We start from the raw sequence: 20361 nt of genomic DNA, 5'->3' as shown, positions 1-20361 counted from the left end.
CATGTGAGAGTAGGGCATTGCCAGATTGAATTTAAAGCGAAAGCAAAATAACCCCGTATCGTAAGGTACGGGGTTTTTGCTTTATTATTGAAACTCACTACACATTATAAAAAAATCCTTAAAATATTATCGCTTTTTTATCTATATATTCCATGAAGGGCACCAAAAAGTAATATCTTGACCTCGAATATCAATATAATGAAAGGTTTCTTTCTCTTCCCAAATCCTCCCTTTTCCGCTATCCTTAGCACAATATCCCAGCAAAAAGGCAATCAGACCATTAACCAACAACTATCACTCCCTATTCATCAAAATGATGATGAAACATTTGAAAATTTCTATTCAGAAAACAACCCTGTGTTGTTGGATTCCCTACGCCAAAATTTTGTTGATGTCCAACAACCGTTTTTCTACATCTGGGGGAATCAGGGCTGTGGGAAAAGTCATCTCTTAAAAGCTGTTACCAATCAATATCTCTTTAATCAACAATCGGCAAGTTATATTCCGCTGGATAAATCTCGCTACTTTTCACCGCAAGTACTGGAAAATGCCTCTCAAATGGATGTAGTATGTTTAGATGATTTCCAAATAATCACAGGCAATGAAGAGTGGGAACTCGCCATTTTCGATCTTTTCAATCAAATCCGTGAGCAACAAGGCTTATTTGGTAGCGAACACAAAACCTTGTTGTTGATTAGTGCGAACTGCCCGCCTCACGAATTGAAAATTAGCTTACCTGATTTACATTCCCGTCTGATTTGGGGGGAGGTTTATCAGCTTGCTGATTTGAGTGACGAGCAAAAACGCGTTGTTCTGCAAAATAATGCTTATCAAAAAGGTATGGAGCTTTCGGATGAAGTGGCAAATTTCCTTTTAAAACGGCTTGGTAATGATCTTTCAGTCTTGCTTAAAGAGTTGGATCTGCTTGACCGAGCCTCGCTACAAGCACAACGAAAACTCACTATGCCTTTCGTTAAAGAAGTGCTGCACTTATAAATTTACAAAAATTTGTTTTAAAACAAACAGATAACTCTAAATGGGTATGTTGTTTTTTGCGTTAATCAGACTGATTATGGTAAACTTGCCTATCTTTTAATACCCTATCCGTGTTATGCAATCGAATGTACTAACTCTTAATGATATTGCCTGTGAACGTGGCGAAAATCGTCTGTTTGAAGGTTGTTCTTTTACGCTCAATCAAGGCGATTGGGTGCAGATTGAAGGGCATAATGGTATCGGTAAAACGAGTTTACTCCGCATTTTAGCGGGGCTTGCTTTACCTGCTGAAGGCGAAGTGCTTTGGAATGGTCAAAAAATCCAAAAATGCCGTGAAGAATATTATAGTGAGCTGTTTTACCTTGGGCATCACGCAGGGATTAAACCCGAATTGACACCGTGGGAAAATTTGCGTTTTTATCAAAAAGTGCAGGGTTTAGCATTAAGTGATGAAGCACTTTGGCATGCACTTGAAAAAGTTGCACTAGTTGGGCGTGAAGATTTACCTTGCTCGCATCTTTCTGCAGGGCAGCAACGCCGTGTTGCATTGGCAAAATTATGGCTAACCAAACAGCAACTTTGGATTTTAGATGAGCCTTTCACGGCAATTGATAAAAAAGGTGTAGCCGATTTAATCTCTCATATTGAACAACATTGCCAAAATGGGGGAATGGTGATTTTCACTAGCCATCAAGCGGTCGAAAATCCTCATTTAAAAGCGATTTCTTTGGATCAATTTAAACTATGATTTTATTGAACATTATTCAACGAGAATTAACTATCGCATTTCGTCGGCCTGCTGAAATTCTGAATCCGCTCTGGTTTTTTCTGATCGTGATTACGCTTTTCCCATTGTTGATGGGGCCGAATCCTGAACTTCTGGGAAAAATTGCCTCAGGTATTGCGTGGGTTGCCGCATTATTATCGGCATTGCTTTCGTTTGAACGCCTTTTCCGTGATGATTATTTAGATGGCTCATTAGAGCAATTGATGTTGTTGCCAGTTGGCTTACCGCAAGTGGCACTTGCCAAAGTCATAGCACATTGGCTGCTGACAGGATTACCACTGATTTTGCTTTCACCCATTGCGGCAATTTTGCTCTCGCTTGAAACTCATGTGTGGTGGGCGTTGGTGCTCACTCTGTTATTAGGCACGCCAATCCTGAGCTGTTTAGGGGCAATTGGTGTAGCTTTAACCGTTGGTTTACGAAAAGGCGGTACGTTATTGAGCTTGCTGATTTTACCGCTCTTTTTGCCTGTGTTGATTTTTGCAGCAGCAGTGCTTGAAGCGGCAACTATCAATATGAACTACAGCGGTCAGCTTGCGATTATCGGTGCGATTTTAGCCATTACTTTAACTTTTTCGCCTTTTGCGATTGCAGGGGCATTACGCATCAGTCTGCAATAGCAAGCGGTATGATTTAATTGACATTTTACCAATTTGGAGCTTTTTCTATGTGGAAATTTCTGCATCCCTACGCTAAGCCTGAAACGCAATATCGCTTGCTAGGGAAAATTCAGCCTGCGATTGGCTATTTAAGCCTGATCTTGCTGGCAATCGCCTTCGTTTTAGGCTTAGCTTTCGCCCCAAAAGATTACCAGCAGGGCGATAGCTATCGTATCATCTTTATTCACGTGCCCGCTGCAATTTGGTCGATGGGCGTGTATGGTTCAATGGCATTGGCTGGCTTAATTGCATTAGTGTGGCAAATTCGTCAAGCAAACCTTGCAATGATTTCAATGGCACCAATCGGCTTAGTGTTTGCCTTTATTTCGCTTGTAACAGGAGCAATCTGGGGGAAACCAATGTGGGGCACTTGGTGGGTGTGGGATGCTCGCTTAACCTCCGCACTTGTGCTTTTCTTTCTCTATATCGGTGTAATGGCACTCTACTCGGCTTTCCAAGATAAACAAACAGGTGCGAAAGCGGCGGGTGTGCTCGCTGTGGTGGGGGTAATTAACTTACCCATCATTCACTTCTCAGTAGAGTGGTGGAACACCTTGCACCAAGGAGCGACGATTACGAAATTAGATAAACCTTCAATGGCAATCGAAATGTTGATTCCGCTATTGCTGGCAATTTTCGGTAGCCTTTTGTTTACCGCTTGGTTCAGCATCTGGCGTTATCGCATCGCATTATTACAAGATGAACGCAAACGCCCTTGGGTAAAAGCCTTAGTAAGCAACTTTAAGTAACGGAGAATATGATGCAACTTCAATTTCAATTTGACTCTCTTGCGGATTTCTTCGCAATGGGAAACTACGGTTTCTATGTGTGGCTTTCTTACGGTATATCGTTTGTGACAATGGGCTGGCTGATTTGGCAATCAAAGCGTGAGCAAAAGCAGATTGTGGATCAAGTGAAGAAAGAGTTAGCTCGTGAGGCTCAAGCGAATAAATAGCCTTTCAAGCTGTCAATTTATAGTTTCTTTTTGCATATTTTAATTTTTGTGTGGGTAAAAAATGAATCCAAGACGTAAATCTCGATTAAAAGTTGTGTTATCGGTGCTCGCGGGCATAGGTGTGGCGATTGGCTTAACGCTGTATGCACTGAGCCAAAATATCGACCTGTTCTATACGCCTTCTGAAATTGTACAAGGCAAAAATGATGATTCAAACCAAAAACCTGAAGTAGGACAACGTATCCGCGTAGGCGGAATGGTGATGGAAGGCACGGTAAAACGCGATCCGAAAACGCTTAAAGTCGAATTTGATGTGAACGACATCGGTCCTGCAGTTACGATTGAATATGAAGGCATTTTGCCTGATTTGTTCCGTGAAGGGCAAGGCATTGTGGCACAAGGTGTATTGGTTGAGCCAACTCGTTTGCGTGCGACAGAGGTGTTGGCGAAACACGATGAAAACTATATGCCACCTGAGTTGGGTGATAAAATGAAGCAACAACATGGTGCGATGGGAATTTCAGAAGCGGATTTAAAAGGTGAATCAGAACACGATAAAGCCGAAATTGAACGCACGCTGAAAACCTTGCAAGGAGAAAGCAAATGATTGCGGAACTCGGCAATTATGGCTTAGCCTTGGCACTCGCGTTGTCAATTTTCTTGGCAATTCTACCGCTTGTTGGAGCTGAAAAAGGCAATGCGAAGCTAATGGTGTTGGGTCGTCCGCTCACTTGGGCGATGTTTTTGGCGTTGTCGCTTTCGTTTGGTTCGTTATTCTACTTATTCGCCGTGAATGATTTTAGCGTGCAATATGTCGTGAATAACTCCAATTCCACTTTGCCACTGCAATATCGTTTATCGGCAGTATGGGGTTCGCACGAAGGCTCATTGTTATTGTGGATTTGGTTACTGTCACTCTGGGCGGTAGGCGTAGCGACCTTTACCCGTAAAATGCCAGAGGAAGCCGTGGCGCGCGTGTTGAGCGTAATGGGCTTAATCAGCATTGGCTTTATGGTGTTCATTATTTTCAGCTCGAACCCATTTAACCGTACCTTCCCTGATTTCCCTGCCGATGGTCGTGAACTTAACCCGATGTTGCAAGATGTTGGCTTGATTTTCCACCCACCGCTGCTTTATATGGGATATGTAGGATTTTCGGTCGCTTTCGCCTTTGCGATAGCCTCATTGATGACGGGCAAACTCGACACCGCGTGGGCAAGATGGTCTCGACCATGGACAATGGCAGCGTGGGTTTTCCTGACACTCGGTATTGTGCTCGGCTCTTGGTGGGCATATTACGAACTCGGCTGGGGCGGCTGGTGGTTCTGGGATCCTGTGGAAAACGCTTCTTTAATGCCTTGGTTAGCGGGAACGGCACTGATTCATTCGTTAGCGGTAACTGAAAAACGCAGTACCTTCAAAGCGTGGACGGTATTGCTTGCTATTCTGGCTTTCTCGCTCTGTTTACTTGGCACATTCTTGGTGCGTTCGGGCATTCTGGTATCGGTTCACGCCTTCGCTTCTGATCCAACTCGTGGCTTGTACATTTTGGCATATTTGGTGTTTGTGATTGGCGGCTCGCTACTGCTTTATGCGTTCCAAGGGGCAAAAATCAAAAGTTTGGACAACTACCAACGCTATTCACGTGAAACCTTGTTGTTATTGAACAACGTGATGTTGATGGCGTTTTTATCGGTGGTCTTTTTAGGCACGATTTTACCGCTCATTCACAAGCAAATCGGCTTGGGCTCTGTCTCTATCGGTGCACCGTTTTTTAACCAGATGTTCCTGATTTTAATGGTGCCTTTCGCCTTTATTTTAGGCATTGGGCCGTTGGTAAAATGGCGACGTGATCAAATCTCGGCAATCCGCACGCCTGTGATGATTTTGCTGGTGATGATGATTGCACTCGGCTTCGGCTTGCCTTATTTGGTGGGCAACCGCATTACTGCTACATCGGTAATGGGCGTGATGATGTCGGCGATTATCGTCATTCTTAGCCTGTATGAAATGCACACCCGTGCCACACATCGTCATTCATTTTTGACGGGCATATTCAAACTTTCTCGTTCTCACTGGGGAATGGTATTAGCCCACTTAGGTGTGGCAATGACTGTATTTGGCATTGCGATGAGCCATAATTTCAGCATTGAAAAAGATGTGCGAATGCGTGAAGGCGACAGCGTGCAGATTTTGGATTACAACTTCACCTTTAAAGGTTTGAAAATTACCGATGGTGCGAACTACCAAGGCGGTACGGCAGATATTGAAATCACCCGCAACGGCAAACTAGAAGCTACGCTTCACGCAGAAAAACGGTTTTACAACGTCAGTAAAATGGGGATGACCGAAGCGGCTATTGATTGGGGCTTCACCCGTGATTTATATGCCGCACTTGGTGAGCAGTTAGATGACGGCTCGTGGGGGTTACGCCTTTACTATAAACCGTTTATCCGCTGGATCTGGCTTGGTGGCTTATTTATGGCATTAGGCGGCTTGCTCTGTATGCTCGATAAACGTTATCGAATTCGGGTGAGGGAATAAATTAAACAGCCCCAGAGGGGCTGATTTATACGTAACCTATGGCGTCAGCCATAGGCTCAAGCGGTGAAATTTTTAGGAAGATTTGCAAATTTTCTGAGGAATTTCACCGCTTATTTAATAGCCGAAGTAATTGAAAAGCCATTCGCCATTTGGTTGTTTGATAGCTGAGTGTCTGACTCTATCAACTTCTTCACTTTGAGGAGAGACATAGACAACTTGGAATAGGATTGCATTAGCTGCTTTTTTTTCAATTTTTTCTATACGCGATACATTTAAGCAACCTGATTTATGATGACGCATATGTATTTGAGGAAGAATGGTTTCACTTGGAGCGGTACTGTCTGGATCTGCATAAATTTTAAGCAGGTTTTCGTTGTTACAGGCAACGGCAGCTACATATTTGGAAATAGCTGGTTTTGCTTCGTTATACAATGCTTTCGCTCCGCTATTGGGTTTTGCATTTTGCACTGAGTTATCGGCAGAGTTTTGAGCATTAGCACTAATCATTGTCCCAGATAATTCAGAATTAACAGAACCAAGGGCGCTATTTACCGTAGATAGCGTGTCGGTTACCGCTTGGCAACCTGTTAATCCTAAACAAAGTAATAGTGCACAAGAAAGCTGCTTCATTTTATGCTCCTTAATTTCCTAAAGTTTGATAAATTCATATTACTATATGAAGACTAAAATATAACATATTGATGAAATTCATACAATTATAGGAATTTTATCAATGTAGGTTTATTTTGGAAAATATCGTGATTGCTTTTGGTAAAGTAATACGCCAATTGAGAAAAGAAAGAAAACTTTCGCAAGAACAATTAGGATTTGAGGCTGATCTTCAGCGAATTTATGTGAGTAAATTAGAATTAGGGCAACAACAACCTTCTTTAACGACAATCTTTAAACTCGCAAATGGGTTACAATGTTCAGCTAGTGAACTTATTCAGCAAACGGAAGAGATAAATCGAGGAGAAAATAAGTAGTTCAACAAGTGGTCAAATTTACACAACTTTTTGTAAATTGACAGTTTTATACTAAGAAATCAGTTAGAATGCCCTCGTTTTAAAGGACATTTCTTTTAGGAGTATTTTTATGTTAGGTAATATTTTAGGCTCGGTCGCGTCATCTATTTTGAATAATAGTGGGAATAGTCAATCTACTGCAATGCAGTTAATTCAAGCGTTGTTACAATCTCAAGGTGGAATTGAAGGCATTATTAAGCGTTTTCAAGAAAGCGGTTTGGAAGGTATTTTGAAATCGTGGATTAGCACTGATGAGGAAAATCAGCCAATTTCTGCTAATCAAGTCGTTGAGGTTGTAGGGCAGGAAAATATGAGCCAAGCAGCGGAGAAAGTGGGGGTATCTGAACTCGATGCGAGCAATTTACTTGCGGAATATTTACCGAAAATGGTGGATATGCTCACGCCAAACGGTCAATTGCCTGATTTAAATAATCTAAACGTGAATGATTTGATGGCACAAGCGGCAAAAGGGATTTTAGGTAAATTATTTAGCTAATCACTTAATTTAAGCAAGCGGTAAAGTTTTGAGAGAGATTTGCAAATCTTTCTCAGAATTTCACCGCTTTTGTTTTAATTTTTACAAAAAATAAACATTTCGCCTAATCAGTAGGCAAGTGTAAACAAATTCAAGATTTTTTTCAGAAAAGCGTTTGACATATTTTTTAAATCTAGTAATATGCACCGCACAAAGACACAGTGAGTGGTGAGATGGCCGAGCAGGCTGAAGGCGCTCCCCTGCTAAGGGAGTATAGGGTTCAAAAGCTCTATCGAGGGTTCGAATCCCTCTCTCACCGCCATTTACTTTATCACGCACCCGTAGCTCAGCTGGATAGAGTACTCGGCTACGAACCGAGCGGTCAGAGGTTCGAATCCTCTCGGGTGCGCCATTTTAAACTTTACTCTATTCAGTTTGAAATGGTCGCTGATAAAATAAATTCTCACAACAATTCAATACGCACCCGTAGCTCAGCTGGATAGAGTACTCGGCTACGAACCGAGCGGTCAGAGGTTCGAATCCTCTCGGGTGCGCCATTTTTCATTTATATCTCTTTTTTCTTCAAATTTCTTAAATAAAATATTCGTTGATTTCAATCGCTTTTGTGATTACGATCGCACCTATTTTTATTTAATCAATCTTATTTTTTTATGCTAAATTTTGCTTATCAAGAACATCGTTCTTCTTATTATTACGATTCCCGTAATCTCGATCTTCAATTCTCGAAAATTTCTGCGAATCAATCTGCTGATGTTTGCGTGATTGGCGCAGGCTTTTTAGGGCTTTCTGCTGCTTTAGAACTGGCTGAAAAGGGCAAAAAAGTCATTGTTTTAGAAGGTGCTCGTGTGGGATTTGGTGCATCTGGGCGTTCGGGGGGGCAAGCAATTAACGGCTTTGAAGAAGGTATTGATGAATATATCGATCATATCGGCTTTGAGAAAGCACGGAAATTATGGGATATGTCTCTTGAAGCGATCGATATTATTGACGAACGAGTGCAAAAGTATGGCATTCAATGCGATTGGAAGAAAGGCTACGCAACATTAGCCCTCAATAATCGTCGAATGGATGACCTAATCGCAATGCAAAAAGCGAGCGAGGAGCAATGTGGCTATACCAATATGCAACTTTGGGATAAAGCACAACTTAAGCAGCATTTGGGTAGCGATATTTACGTGGGCGGTTTATATGATAGCAATTCTGGGCATTTACACCCGCTTAATTATTGCTTAGGCTTGGCAAAAGCTTGTGTTGAAGCGGGTATTGAAATTTATGAGCATTCGCCTGCCACTGAAATTCAAGTAAAAAGTGATACACAAGCGCTCGTTTTTGCCGAAAACTTTACCGTGAGCTGTGAAAATGTGGTGTTGGCAGTGAATGCTTACATTGATGCGCTTTCTAAAAAAATCACTTTTGGCATTGAAAATACCATTTTGCCTGTGGAAAGTTTTATTATCGCGACTGAACCGCTTTCTCAAACGATGGCGGATAGCCTGATTAACAATGGAATGTCGGTGTGCGATAACAATTTACTGCTCGATTATTACCGCTTGTCGGCAGATAATCGCCTGCTTTTCGGCTCAGATTCTAGCACTAATGTTGATATGATCGCTAAAATGCGTTCAGAAATGTTGGCTGTGTTTCCTCAGTTAGAAGATGCTAAAATTGATTACGGCTGGGCAGGCCCGATTGATATGACGATGAATTCCTCCCCCCATTTCGGGCGAGCAAAACCGAATGTTTATTTTGCACAAGGTTTCTCAGGGCATGGAGTTGCATTAACAGGTTTAGCAGGACGAATTATTAGCGAAGCGATTTGTGGTAATGATGAACGCCTTGCAATTTTTGAGGGATTAAAAGTACCGCATTTTTATGGCGGAAAATGGATTAAGAAAATGGCATTGAAGGTGGGTATTCCTTGCTACCGTTTTTTAGATAAATATCGTTGATAAGAGGTATTTTTGAAAGGTCTATTTCTTCTCTTAACGGCAGCTATTGCTCTCTTTTTATGGTCGTGGGATATGGTTTACCCGTGGCAAAAATTGATGCAGGCCGAAGAAAACCGCTATACGCAAATTCAGCATACGAAAAAATTGAGAGTAGGGATGATAAATCATCCGCTCTCTTATTTTGTCAATGCAGAAGGAAAAGCTGGGATTGAGTATGAGCTCAGCAAGGCTTTTGCTGATTATTTAGCGGTGGAGTTGAATATTACGCTATTTGATAACAGTGAACAGCTTTTCCAAGCCTTAAAAGAGAACAGTATTGATATGGCGGCAGCGGGCTTGCTTTATCAGCCTGAACGTGGCGAACAGTTTCAAATTGGCACAAGCTATTACTCTGCTTCTTGGCAAGTCGCGTATAAAAAAGGTACGCAGCGCCCGTATAAATTAAATGAGTTACAAGCGGAAATCCTTGTACCTGTTGGTTCACCAGTGCTCCCTATTTTGACACAATTAAAAGAAAATCAACCGCTTGTAAAATGGCAAACGACGGATAAATTCACTCAAGAAGAGCTTCTTTTACAAGTAGCTGAGGGAAAAATTCCTTACACCATCGCACCATCGGTGGATATTTCTTCCGCACAATATATTAACCCTAATCTTGCGGTTGGTTTTGATTTAACCGATGAAATGCCAGTGGTATGGTATTTTGGCAAGAGCTCATTTAGCGAATTGCAGGCGTCTGTGCTGGATTTTATGGATAACGCCAACGAAACGGGCCTGATTGCACGGATTGAAGAAAAATATTTTAACCATTTGAATCGCTTTGATTATTCTGATGCCGCCATTTACCTTAATGCGGTCAAAAATGTGTTGCCAAAATATCGTGCTTTATTTGAGAAGCACAAAGGCGAGCTAGAGTGGTCGATGTTGGCAGCCATTGCTTACCAAGAATCTCGATGGGATCCGAATGCAACCTCTTCAACAGGAGTACGTGGGATGATGATGCTCACTCGCGATACTGCAGATCGAATGCGAGTTATCGATCGTACTAATGCAGAGCAGAGTATTCGCGGAGGGGCAGAATATCTGAATATGCTCATTCGCCAAATTCCCGAAACCGTGCCCGCAGAAGATCGTATTTGGTATGGCTTAGCGGCTTATAATATGGGATTGGGGCATTTATTGGATGTGCGTCGTTTAACTAAACAGCTTGGTGGTGACCCTGATAATTGGTTAGACGTAAAGAAAAATCTACCGCTTCTTGCTGAAAAACGTCATTACGCCAATTTAAAATATGGTTATGCACGAGGCTTCGAGGCATTTAGTTATGTTGAAAATATCCGTAAATATCACAGTAGTCTCGTAAATCATTTACGTATTGAAGAGCAAAAACTTCAACAAGAACAAAAAGAATTAGATAAACAAACTGAAGAAAATTTAAATCAGGAGAAACAAAATGAAACGTAAAGGAAGATTGAAGCAGAAGCGAACATTAACAACGAATAAGAATCGTCGAATTATGCATATTTGGAAACGTAAACGCCTAATTAAAGAACGCCGAGAAATCGCGTTTACGTTGATGGCTGAAGGATGATAAGATTTTGAAATAAATTACCCTCTAAAGATTTTGCTTTAGAGGGTAATCTTATATAAATTATTTTCTCACATCCAGTGCAGGATCTGCATCTTTACGATATTTCTCTTTAATCTGTTTTTGCAAACCATAGTCGTCTTTATCTGCTTGGTTTGAAAACAGATCTTCCTTGCCAAGTTTTGGATTTTGAATCCCCACCCAGTGAGCGATGCCTTCTAAAAAGTTTAAGCCTGATTTGAACACCTTATATTCGTGGCGTTCAGTATCGTCGGACGAAATTTTAAATAGCGGAATATTATGGTGTAACTGGCTGTGGCAGTTTTGGTTGAACAAAATTGCTCCATCTTTTTCGTTAGTTTGGTGACATAAACCGTGGTCGGAAAAATAAATCATTGAGAATGAACGCTGCGTTTTTTGTTCATTTGCCTTCAATTCTTCATAGGTACGTTTTAAGAAATCATCGGTTTTCTTGATGGATGAAATGTAGCAATTCAAATAGTCATACTGTGATTTGATTTCGCCTTCTTTAAAGATTTTCGGGTAATCTTCCACACGGTCGCAAGCTAATGGGTGTGAGCCGTAAAGATGCAACACAATAAAGCGTTTGCCTTGTACAGGGGCTTCTAACACTTGAGCGAATTTCGGCAAGAGGTCAAAGTCGCTGTAATTGGTAGAGTTAAAGCTACCGCCATTTTTGAGGAAAATGGTTTCATCCGCTTTGGAGGCAAGCGAGGAAATTGGCGTATCATATTCGCCTAAAAAGCCTTGATTGGAAATCCAATAGGTTTTCACGCCTGCGGATTTTACGAGGTCAAGCAAGCTCAAATCATAGTGTGGCTCCCAACTTTCTTTGTTTGGCAACGTAAGCATTAAACGCAATGAAGCGATGGTGTTTGTACCCGCGGAGGTCATCCCGTCAATCAACGTACCGTTCGTGCTCGACATAAAAGGGGTGTTTTCCACAGGGTAGCCATAGGCGTGATGGTAATCTTTGCGTGCACTTTCGCCCAGCACAATCACGTAATCATCATATTTCGAATTTTCAAGCGTTGAGCTGCCCCAATTGTTCGCTTTCGCCATCTCTTTAAGCGTATACATCTCTTTGGTAATTTTCACCGCAGAATCAACCGCTTGTTTAAGTGGATCTGCAATAGGTGAATAATAGGCAAAGAGCAAGCTAGAAAGTGCCACAAGGGTACGGTTACGTTGAAATTGAATGCCTGCATTCACACGGATTTTGTATTGCAACCATATAAGCAGCGGAATCGCAAGTGCGATGAGATAGCTACTGATGGGCATTTGCTGTAAGAACTCTTTGGTTTCAAGCAAATCGGTCGCAAAAATTGAGGCGATATATTGGTAACTTGGTGCCCCAAAATTTAAGCCTGTTGGCGTATAAATTGCGTGAATGATTACCAACGGAAGCAGTAGAAAATAGAAGGCTTTTTTGCTAGAGCTGAGAAAAATAATCAGTACGCTGGTCAGCAGAATTTGCCCGAAATCAGGTTCGGGGAACATTCCTGAGCCGATGAGTAGGAAATAGCTGCCGAGTAGGGTAATTGCAAGAATTAATATCAGTGCTGTAGGTTTAGAAAGATTAGCGAGTTTCATAATACGAATAGATAAGAAAAACATTTACTCTCTCTCCTCTTGGGAGAGAGACAGGGAAAATTGCATTGAGCAATTTTGTCAAAGAGGAGCAAAAAAGCGGTCAAAAATGACCGCTTACGCTCTCCCAAATTTCAATGCTGAACACATCGAAATTATCCCTCTCCCACAAGGAGCGAGGGCAATCATTAAGCCGTTACTTTATTCTTATTTGTAGTAGCTTTCAATAGAATATAGCCCACAACTGCTGATAAATTCGTTCCAATTAAGATACCTAATTGAGCTAATGGGAGCATATTGCTGCCATCATTATTATTCGCACCGAAAGCTAAACCTGCGATAAAAACAGACATCGTGAAGCCAATACCGCAAAGCACCGCAATCGCAAAAATCTGTTTGAAATTGACCCCTTGTGGTAAACCTGCAAGGCGAAGCAACACTGCAACATAGCTGAATAAGAATACACCAACTGGTTTACCAATGAACAAACCAAATGCGATACCTAATGGCACAGGCGAAGTCAATTTTTCTAAGCTCATACCATCAAATGAAACGCCTGCATTGGCAAATGCGAAGAGCGGTAGAATCACAAATGAACACCAAGGGGCTAAAATATGTTCTAAGTGGTAAAGAGGTGTTTCACCATTTTTACCTCGTAGAGGGATTGCAAAACCAATGATCACACCAGCTAATGTCGCATGTACGCCTGATTTCAGCACAGATGCCCATAAAATTGAGCCGACGATTAAGTAGTGAATCATACTCACTACTTTATACCGGTTCATCGTGAATAACGTAATAATCGCAAGACTCGCCACAATTAACGCAGGCATACTCATTTCGTGTGAGAAGAAAATAGCAATTACCACAATAGCACCAATATCATCAATAATGGCTAACGCAAGCAAGAACATTTTTAGTGGTAATGGTACTTGTTTACTGAGTAATGCGACAATACCTAATGCAAAAGCAATATCCGTCGCCATTGGGATAGCCCAACCACGAATAAGTTCAGGATCATGATGATTGATAAAATAGTAAATCAACGCAGGCACAATCATTCCACCAAATGCAGCAAAAGCAGGAAGAGAAGCTTTACGCACGCTTGAAAGCGAGCCTTCAAACATTTCTCGTTTGACTTCAAGCCCTACAAGTACAAAAAAGACCGCCATAAAGCCATCATTAATCCACATTAAAAGTGGTTTATCAATCGCAAAAGCCCCAACCTTCAACACCACTTGGGTTTGCAAAAAATCAAAATAGACAGATTGTACGCTCGTGTTGGCACAAATAATCGCTAAAATAGCCGCAGTAAAAAGCAGAATACCGCCTGAAGATTCAAGTTTAAGGAAATTCTTAATTTGCCTAATCATCATTCACTCCTTATATTGGCAAAAAACATCGGAAAACAAAACTGCAACACAAACGGTAAAATTGACCGCTTGCACGCTTATTTCATTATCTTATAACATTTTTTTATCATAAAAGAAAAGTTATTTTATCCATAATTTTGATAAAATATCGTCTATCGAAAATATTAAATTAAAAGAAATTTATTTATGTCAAATCACTGGCTTTATTGGGCACTCGCCTCGGCAGTTTTTGCCTCACTCACCGCAATTTTTGCCAAAATAGGTTTGCAAGGCATCAATTCCGATTTTGCAACTTTTATTCGCACCATCGTTATCATTCTTGCTCTTATTCTTTTTTTAACCTACACCAACAAATGGCAGCCACTTAGCTCGCTCAACGGTAAAAACTGGCTATTTTTAATCCTCTCAGGCTTAGCAACGGGAGCATCGTGGTTGGCTTATTTTAAAGCCTTGCAAATGGGCAACGCCTCACAAGTTGCCCCGATCGATAAATTGAGCCTTGCACTGGTTGCTGTTTTTGCTTTTCTGTTTTTAGGCGAACGCCCAAGCCAACAAGAGTGGCTAGGCATCGGCTTAGTAGTTGCAGGCGTTTTAACACTTGCTTTCAAGCGGTAGAATTATGGGCAAGATTTGCAATATTGATGTAGTATTCGCTCACAATGATGAATCTATTACCGAGCCATTTTCACCACCTGAACATTTAACCGAACGCCAGCTAAAGCGTTGGAAAAGCCGACGAATGGCAAAATTCCTGCTGAAAACATTGCTCAAAAAGCACGGTTTTAATCCGAATTTAGCCGAGCAAATTCAGAGAGCAAAAAATGGTCGCCCTTATTTCGCACAGCAAGAAATTGATTTTAACATCACACATTCGGGCGATTATGTCGCCATTATTTTTGCGAAAGCGACAAATGGAGAGCGAAGCCCAGTAGTTGGTATTGATTTAGAACATCCGCAAAAAACTCGCCGTTTTGAACCGCTTATCCGCCACTATGCCGATGCTGTTGAAGCAGAACAGTTGCTTGAAAAACCGCAGATTTTGACGAATTTAGCCGAACGCTTTTATTTAAGCTGGTGTTTGCGAGAAGCAGTACTAAAATCGCAAGGCGTGGGGATTATTAAGCTATCGGAAGTGATCCACCGCCCTAATGAGAAAACGATTAAAAGCCAGCATTGCCCGCAAGGTGTTTTGCATTTTTATCATCAATTCCCGTTTTTTCTTGCCTATTTCTTTGGATTTTGCAACAAATACCAGCTAGATTTATGGGAATGGAAAAATGGCGGTTTACAAAAAAACTGCACATTTCAACCGCTTGTTTATTCAGTCAATGAAGGAATATCGTATGAGTAATATCTTACAATTTGGTCAAAAAGACCTCGAAATTATTAAGGAAGAGACTGTCTATAAAGGACATTTTGAGTTGAAGAGAATCCATTTCCGCCATAAACTTTTTTCAGGCAAATTCAGCGGCGAAGTGGTACGTGAATTACTTGTTAAAGGCGAAGCCGCAGCACTGATTGCTTACGATCCAAAATTGGATAATGTGGTGTTGGTTGAGCAAGTTCGCATTGGTGCATATCAAAAACATTTAGACCAAACCCCGTGGTTGCTTGAATTAGTGGCAGGAATGGTGGATAAAGGCGAAGAGAATCCAGCCGAAGTTGCCAAACGAGAAGCCTTTGAAGAAGCGGGGATTGAAGTCAAAGAGGTCGAACACGCCTTAAGCGTTTGGGACAGCCCAGGTGGACAATTCGAACGTTTGCATCTTTTCCTTGGTTTAATCGACAGTACCCAAGTCGGCAACGGTTCAATCCACGGTTTGGAAGAAGAAAACGAAGATATTTTAGTACACGTAGTTCCTAGAACCCAAGCCTACCAATGGATTGTTGAGGGAAAAATCGATAACGTGATTGCAGTTATTGGCTTGCAGTGGTTAGAACTGAATTATAAGAGATATCAATAAAAATCCTAAAGCGGTTAATAACCTTGCGAATCAAAATTTGGCAAAAATGCTTGCGTTTTTAACCGCTTGACTTCCGTTTCAATGCGTCCATCCTCAAACAAGGAAAGCTCTCGCCAGCCTTGTGGAAGGTTATCTAGGGTAAAATCATCGCAATTTGGCTTAAATTGAATACAAGTGGAAGGCGTGGAAAGAATGCGGATACCGTTCCAAATTGCATCTACTTCTTGATGAATATGCCCGTGTAAAATCGCTTTTACGTTTGGGTAAAGTGCCAAAATTTCTGCCAATGCATCGCGATTTTTAAGACTGTGTTGATCCAGCCACGCTGAATTGGTAAATAAAATATTGTGATGTAAAACCACCAGCGTAAAGCGTTCAGGATTTTCGCTCAACTTTTGATTAAGCCACGCCAATTGCCCTTTAGATAAAAAACCATTTGGAGCAGAAGTCACTTGACTATTGAGCATCAAAATCTGCCAATGCTCGCCCGCAAAAATCTGTTTTTCAGGGCGAATATAATCGAATTTGCCCAACTGCAAGCTCATTTGTGGTTGTTGGTCGTGATTGCCTTCCAACCAAAATAGGGGCTTTGCAAGCGGTTGAATCATCTCGGCAAAATGCAAATAGCCTTCAAATTCATGATCTTGGATTAAATCGCCCGTTGCTAAAATTGCATCAAAATTACCCGATTGTGTTTGCATTTCCGCTTGGATTTCATCTAATACAGCTTGAAAACTTGCGTAAGTATTCACGCCGAGTAGATCTTTTGTCGTATCTGAGAAAAGATGTGGGTCGGTTATTTGGAGTAATTTTATAACCGATGTCTTTGGCTCAAGTGGATAAAAAGTATTCATTTTATAATTCCCTAAATTGATGGCGATACTTTACTGATTTATGCAACGAAGATCAGCAACCAATTTTCAAAAATGAGAAGTATGTTGGATTTTTTTTTTCATTTTGCAATGTGAACTGCCTTCGAAAGTAAAAGTTTGTTCGTTTTTTACCCTATCAATCAATTGAGAATTATTTTTATTTAGAAATCACTTGACCTCTTTGGTGATAATCATTATTATTTATAAAAATTCTAAATAATAATAGGTAATCACTCCAACTCTTTGCGCCGTATTCCCCCACAAAATACGGCGTTTTTTTTCATTTTTTTTTCAAAGCCGTTATAATAGAACCATTTTTCAGCCTATTTTAAGGAACATTATGAGCCAATCAATCGAAACGATTCTTGCCGAGCTTAAGCGTGGTGTAGAAGATATTTACTCCGAAGCCGATTTAATCGAAAAACTTAAAGAAAACCGTCCATTACGTGTAAAACTAGGTGCAGACCCAACAGCACCCGATATTCATTTAGGTCACACGGTGGTGTTAAATAAACTACGTCAATTCCAAAATTTTGGACACGAAGTGATTTTCTTAATTGGTGACTTTACCGCAACGGTGGGCGATCCATCAGGCAAAAATGCCACTCGTCCACCACTTTCTCGTGAAGATGTATTACGCAACGCAGAAACCTATAAAGAGCAGATTTTCAAAATTTTAGATCCGCAAAAAACGCGTATCGTATTTAACTCAGAATGGTTGGGTGAACTCGGAACGGTGGGTATGATTCGTTTAGCGTCAAACTACACAGTGGCTCGTATGCTTGAGCGTGATGACTTCAAAAAACGCTTTGCAAACCAACAATCTATCGCGATCCACGAGTTCATTTACCCATTATTGCAAGGTCACGACTCGGTAGCATTAGAAGCCGATGTGGAACTCGGCGGTACAGACCAAACTTTCAACTTGTTGATCGGTCGTGAATTACAGAAATCTGCAGGGCAAAAACCACAGGTGGCAATGACTTTACCGCTTTTAGTGGGTTTAGACGGCGAGAAAAAAATGTCGAAATCACTTGGCAACTATATCGGCGTAACCGAAGCTCCAAGCGAGATGTTTGGCAAAATCATGTCAATTTCTGACGAATTAATGTGGGATTGGTATAATTTACTCTCTTTCCGACCGCTTACAGAAATTGCGCAGTTAAAAGCCGAAGTCGAAGCAGGCAAAAACCCGCGTGATGTGAAGATTTTACTTGCGAAAGAAATCATTGCACGTTTCCACAACGAAGATGCGGCAAACGCTGCAGAACAGGAATTTATTAACCGCTTCCAAAAAGGAGCGATGCCAGATGAAATGCCTGAATTTACCTTTGAAGGCGAAATTGGTTTAGCAACCTTATTAAAAGAAGCGGGCTTAGTACCATCAACCTCTGAAGCCATCCGCTCTGCTCAACAAGGTGGCGTAAAAATTGATGGCGAGAAAGTGGATGATGTTCGCCAAAACGCACAAAAAGGCACTTTTGTTTACCAGGTGGGTAAACGTAAATTTGCCCGTGTGACGGTGAAATAAGAAAGAAAAAAGGCGAGAGTTAATCTCGCCTATTTTATATAATTTATTATGACATTAGTGTAATTTCATTGAAGGGCGCAAGAAGCGGTTGATTTGTCCTACTAATAAAATCAAGCCTGTTTTAAACCAGCCGTGTAATGCAACTTGGTGCATACGGTAAAGTGAAAGGTATGCAAGTCGTGCAATTTTACCTTCAATAAACATATCGCCTTTCATTAAGTTACCCATCAAGTTACCCACCGTGCCGAAATGTGAGAATGAAAGCAATGAGCCTTTGTCATTGAATTTAAACGGTTTCATCTCTTTGCCATCTAACAATGCTACGATGTTTTTACCACATTGAGTTGCCATTTGGTGTGCAGCTTGTGCACGTGGCGGAATTGGTTTACCGTTTTGAATCAATGCAGCACAGTCGCCAATTACGAACACATCTTTATCTACCGTGGTTTGCATTAAATCAGTGATTTCGATTTGGTTTAAGCGGTTAGTTTCAAAATCAAACTCTTTGATGAAATCTGGTGCTTTCACGCCTGCTGCCCATACCATTAAATCGGCTTCAATTTTTTCACCATCTTTAGTAATTAAACCATCTTCTACTGCCTCTGTGATCATTGTGTTCAAATGCACATCTACGCCTGCTTTGCGTAACTCTGAAAGGGCTGAACTAGACACTTTTTCAGTTAATGCAGGAATTAAGCGAGGACCTGCTTCTACAAGTGCTACTTTTAAGCTTGCGCGGTTTAATTTACCGAAGCCGTATTCATTTAAGTGTGAAACAGCATTGTAAAGTTCAGCTGAAAGTTCGATACCTGTTGCACCGCCCCCCACGATAGCAATTTTTACGTCTTTATCTTCGCTATGTGAAAAGCGTAAGAATAGCTCAAGCATACGTTTTTGGAAGTGCTTTGCTTGCTCAGAGCTGTCTAAGAAAATACAGTGTTCTGCTACCCCTTTAGTGCCGAAATCGTTTGATTTACTACCAATTGCAAGGATAAGTTTATCGTAAGCAATATGGCGTTCTTTTACTAATACTTCGCCATTTTCATCGAGTAACGGCTCAAGCAGGATCTCTTTTTGCTCACGATTTACACCTGTAAGCGTGCCTTGTTGGAAGTGGAAATGGTGGTTAGTCGCATGAGCACGGTAGCTCACTGCGTCTGTACCATCATCTAAAGAACCTGTTGCAACTTCGTGTAATAACGGTTTCCAAAGGTGGGTTGCGTTGCGGTCGATCAAAAGCACCTCTGCTTTCTTTTTTTTGCCTAATTTATTACCTAAATAGGTTGCCAGTTCTAAACCTCCGGCACCACCGCCGACAATCATGATTTTTTCCATTTTATACTCCGAAATATTTTAGAAATTAAAAAAATAAACTGGCGTGAATTGTAAGGACTTTGAACGGAATGTCTAGCCATTTTAACGTTTTTTTAACGAAAAACGACCGCTTGTAGCTATTCTGTGTGATTTTTCAGGCGTAAAGATTGCTTACATTTGCGGCAGATGTAGCTACGTTGATTACGTTGAATCGTATTGTGGCGACGAACAGAAAGTAGATGCGTTTGGCAGCCACATTCATACGGGAACTGTTTTGCCACGCTTGCGGTGCTGAATTGATGGTAGATTTCTGCAGGCACGCCAAGCACTTGTTCCATCATCATTTTCCACTCTTTGCCGTGCGGTTGCACATGCCCAAATTGTTGATAAACGAGTAAATGAGCAAGTTCATGCGGCACAACTTGTTGGATAAATGCTGTGCCGTTTTCTACAAGTAAAACAGGATTTAGGCGAATTTCATTTTGCTGTAAATATGCCACGCCCGCTTTTTGCCCGCGGAGTTCAAAATTCATCACGGGCATTGTAAATTCTTTGTTAAAGAATTTGTTTGCCTTTTCTAGGCTTTGTTTTAGTTGGCGCAGGGCTTGGAGTTTGAGGATTCTTAGGTCTGGCATAAAATTATTTATCTGGTTGGATTTTATTCTGCCAAATCGCCCCTCCCCCTCTTTGCTAAAGA

The 20361-nt window shown here is 41.2% G+C and carries 21 protein-coding genes and 3 tRNA genes; 18 read left to right on the top strand and 6 right to left on the bottom strand.

Annotated features, from left to right (window positions below; genetic code table 11):
• The first annotated feature begins 279 nt into the window (after positions 1-279).
• The 7 genes from hda to B0184_RS00365 all read left to right on the top strand — a co-directional run bounded on the left by hda (position 280) and on the right by B0184_RS00365 (position 5941).
• Positions 280-996: a DnaA regulatory inactivator Hda gene (gene hda / locus B0184_RS00395; protein WP_039851459.1), complete on the top strand. Its 717-nt coding sequence runs from the start codon at positions 280-282 to the stop codon at positions 994-996.
• Positions 997-1111: 115 nt separating this feature from the next.
• Positions 1112-1744: a cytochrome c biogenesis heme-transporting ATPase CcmA gene (gene ccmA, locus B0184_RS00390; RefSeq protein ID WP_005709032.1), complete on the top strand. Its 633-nt coding sequence runs from the start codon at positions 1112-1114 to the stop codon at positions 1742-1744.
• Complete coding sequence (gene ccmB / locus B0184_RS00385) at positions 1741-2403, top strand: heme exporter protein CcmB (RefSeq protein ID WP_005709035.1); 663 nt, start codon at positions 1741-1743, stop codon at positions 2401-2403. The genes ccmA and ccmB overlap by 4 nt, the downstream gene beginning before the upstream one ends.
• Positions 2404-2450: 47 nt before the next feature.
• A complete protein-coding gene (locus B0184_RS00380; RefSeq protein ID WP_005708997.1) occupies positions 2451-3191 on the top strand; it encodes a heme ABC transporter permease in 741 nt (246 codons plus the stop codon).
• An 11-nt stretch (positions 3192-3202) separates the two neighbouring features.
• Positions 3203-3397 (top strand): heme exporter protein CcmD, encoded by a 195-nt coding sequence (gene ccmD / locus B0184_RS00375; RefSeq protein WP_005708999.1) that lies wholly within the window; start codon positions 3203-3205, stop codon positions 3395-3397.
• Positions 3398-3458: 61 nt separating this feature from the next.
• Positions 3459-4004, top strand: a complete 546-nt coding sequence (gene ccmE, locus B0184_RS00370) for a cytochrome c maturation protein CcmE (RefSeq protein ID WP_005709025.1) — start codon at positions 3459-3461, stop codon at positions 4002-4004.
• Complete coding sequence (locus tag B0184_RS00365) at positions 4001-5941, top strand: heme lyase CcmF/NrfE family subunit (RefSeq protein ID WP_005708992.1); 1941 nt, start codon at positions 4001-4003, stop codon at positions 5939-5941. The genes ccmE and B0184_RS00365 overlap by 4 nt, the downstream gene beginning before the upstream one ends.
• 114 nt (positions 5942-6055) lie before the next feature.
• On the opposite strand, the gene B0184_RS00360 is transcribed toward B0184_RS00365, so the two are convergent.
• Entirely contained in the window at positions 6056-6571 is a 516-nt protein-coding gene (locus B0184_RS00360; RefSeq protein WP_005709000.1) for a hypothetical protein, read from the bottom strand.
• Between the two features lie 116 nt (positions 6572-6687).
• On the opposite strand from B0184_RS00360, the gene B0184_RS00355 reads away from it, so the two are divergent.
• The 7 genes from B0184_RS00355 (at position 6688) to mltF (ending at position 10875) form a co-directional block, all read left to right on the top strand.
• Entirely contained in the window at positions 6688-6927 is a 240-nt protein-coding gene (locus tag B0184_RS00355; RefSeq protein ID WP_005709037.1) for a helix-turn-helix domain-containing protein, read from the top strand.
• A 109-nt stretch (positions 6928-7036) separates the two neighbouring features.
• The gene (locus B0184_RS00350) at positions 7037-7462 is read left to right on the top strand and encodes a YidB family protein (RefSeq protein ID WP_005709042.1); all 426 of its coding nucleotides are present in this window, start codon (positions 7037-7039) and stop codon (positions 7460-7462) included.
• Positions 7463-7668: 206 nt separating this feature from the next.
• Positions 7669-7763, top strand: a tRNA-Ser gene (locus B0184_RS00345).
• Positions 7764-7776: 13 nt separating this feature from the next.
• A tRNA-Arg gene (locus B0184_RS00340) sits at positions 7777-7853 on the top strand.
• A gap of 68 nt (positions 7854-7921) precedes the next feature.
• Positions 7922-7998, top strand: a tRNA-Arg gene (locus B0184_RS00335).
• Positions 7999-8112: 114 nt separating this feature from the next.
• Positions 8113-9411 carry an NAD(P)/FAD-dependent oxidoreductase gene (locus tag B0184_RS00330; RefSeq protein ID WP_005708993.1) on the top strand — a complete coding sequence of 433 codons (1299 nt, stop codon included), beginning with the start codon at positions 8113-8115 and terminating at the stop codon, positions 9409-9411.
• A 72-nt stretch (positions 9412-9483) separates the two neighbouring features.
• Positions 9484-10875: a membrane-bound lytic murein transglycosylase MltF gene (gene mltF / locus B0184_RS00325; RefSeq protein WP_232609933.1), complete on the top strand. Its 1392-nt coding sequence runs from the start codon at positions 9484-9486 to the stop codon at positions 10873-10875.
• 187 nt (positions 10876-11062) lie between these two features.
• Here the strand turns inward: mltF and B0184_RS00320 are convergent, their stop codons facing one another.
• Together B0184_RS00320 and nhaA are read right to left on the bottom strand one after the other, a co-directional pair.
• Positions 11063-12613, bottom strand: a complete 1551-nt coding sequence (locus tag B0184_RS00320; RefSeq protein ID WP_039851458.1) for a phosphoethanolamine transferase — start codon at positions 12611-12613, stop codon at positions 11063-11065.
• A gap of 185 nt (positions 12614-12798) precedes the next feature.
• Positions 12799-13983: a Na+/H+ antiporter NhaA gene (gene nhaA, locus B0184_RS00315; protein WP_005709018.1), complete on the bottom strand. Its 1185-nt coding sequence runs from the start codon at positions 13981-13983 to the stop codon at positions 12799-12801.
• A 186-nt stretch (positions 13984-14169) separates the two neighbouring features.
• On the opposite strand from nhaA, the gene B0184_RS00310 reads away from it, so the two are divergent.
• From B0184_RS00310 to nudF, 3 genes are read left to right on the top strand one after another with little or no spacing between them, the layout of a single operon-like run.
• The gene (locus B0184_RS00310) at positions 14170-14598 is read left to right on the top strand and encodes an EamA family transporter (protein ID WP_005709001.1); all 429 of its coding nucleotides are present in this window, start codon (positions 14170-14172) and stop codon (positions 14596-14598) included.
• 4 nt (positions 14599-14602) lie between these two features.
• Positions 14603-15334: a 4'-phosphopantetheinyl transferase family protein gene (locus B0184_RS00305; protein WP_005709027.1), complete on the top strand. Its 732-nt coding sequence runs from the start codon at positions 14603-14605 to the stop codon at positions 15332-15334.
• Positions 15327-15947: an ADP-ribose diphosphatase gene (gene nudF, locus B0184_RS00300; protein WP_005709040.1), complete on the top strand. Its 621-nt coding sequence runs from the start codon at positions 15327-15329 to the stop codon at positions 15945-15947. Before B0184_RS00305 ends, nudF begins: the two co-directional genes overlap by 8 nt.
• Before the next feature lie 14 nt (positions 15948-15961).
• Here the strand turns inward: nudF and cpdA are convergent, their stop codons facing one another.
• Entirely contained in the window at positions 15962-16801 is an 840-nt protein-coding gene (gene cpdA, locus B0184_RS00295; protein ID WP_005709011.1) for a 3',5'-cyclic-AMP phosphodiesterase, read from the bottom strand.
• Between the two features lie 358 nt (positions 16802-17159).
• Between cpdA and tyrS the strand changes: the two genes are divergently transcribed.
• A complete protein-coding gene (gene tyrS, locus B0184_RS00290; RefSeq protein ID WP_005709006.1) occupies positions 17160-18350 on the top strand; it encodes a tyrosine--tRNA ligase in 1191 nt (396 codons plus the stop codon).
• A gap of 54 nt (positions 18351-18404) precedes the next feature.
• On the opposite strand, the gene B0184_RS00285 is transcribed toward tyrS, so the two are convergent.
• Both B0184_RS00285 and B0184_RS00280 read right to left on the bottom strand, forming a co-directional pair.
• Positions 18405-19685, bottom strand: coding sequence for an NAD(P)/FAD-dependent oxidoreductase (locus B0184_RS00285; protein WP_005709026.1), 1281 nt, complete (start codon positions 19683-19685; stop codon positions 18405-18407).
• A gap of 116 nt (positions 19686-19801) precedes the next feature.
• Positions 19802-20299: a SprT family zinc-dependent metalloprotease gene (locus tag B0184_RS00280; protein WP_039851450.1), complete on the bottom strand. Its 498-nt coding sequence runs from the start codon at positions 20297-20299 to the stop codon at positions 19802-19804.
• Positions 20300-20361: the final 62 nt, after the last annotated feature.

This window comes from Haemophilus paraphrohaemolyticus (assembly GCF_002015045.1).
Taxonomy (GTDB): Bacteria; Pseudomonadota; Gammaproteobacteria; order Enterobacterales; family Pasteurellaceae; genus Haemophilus_A; species Haemophilus_A paraphrohaemolyticus.
This window is presented reverse-complemented; position numbering and strand designations above follow the sequence as displayed.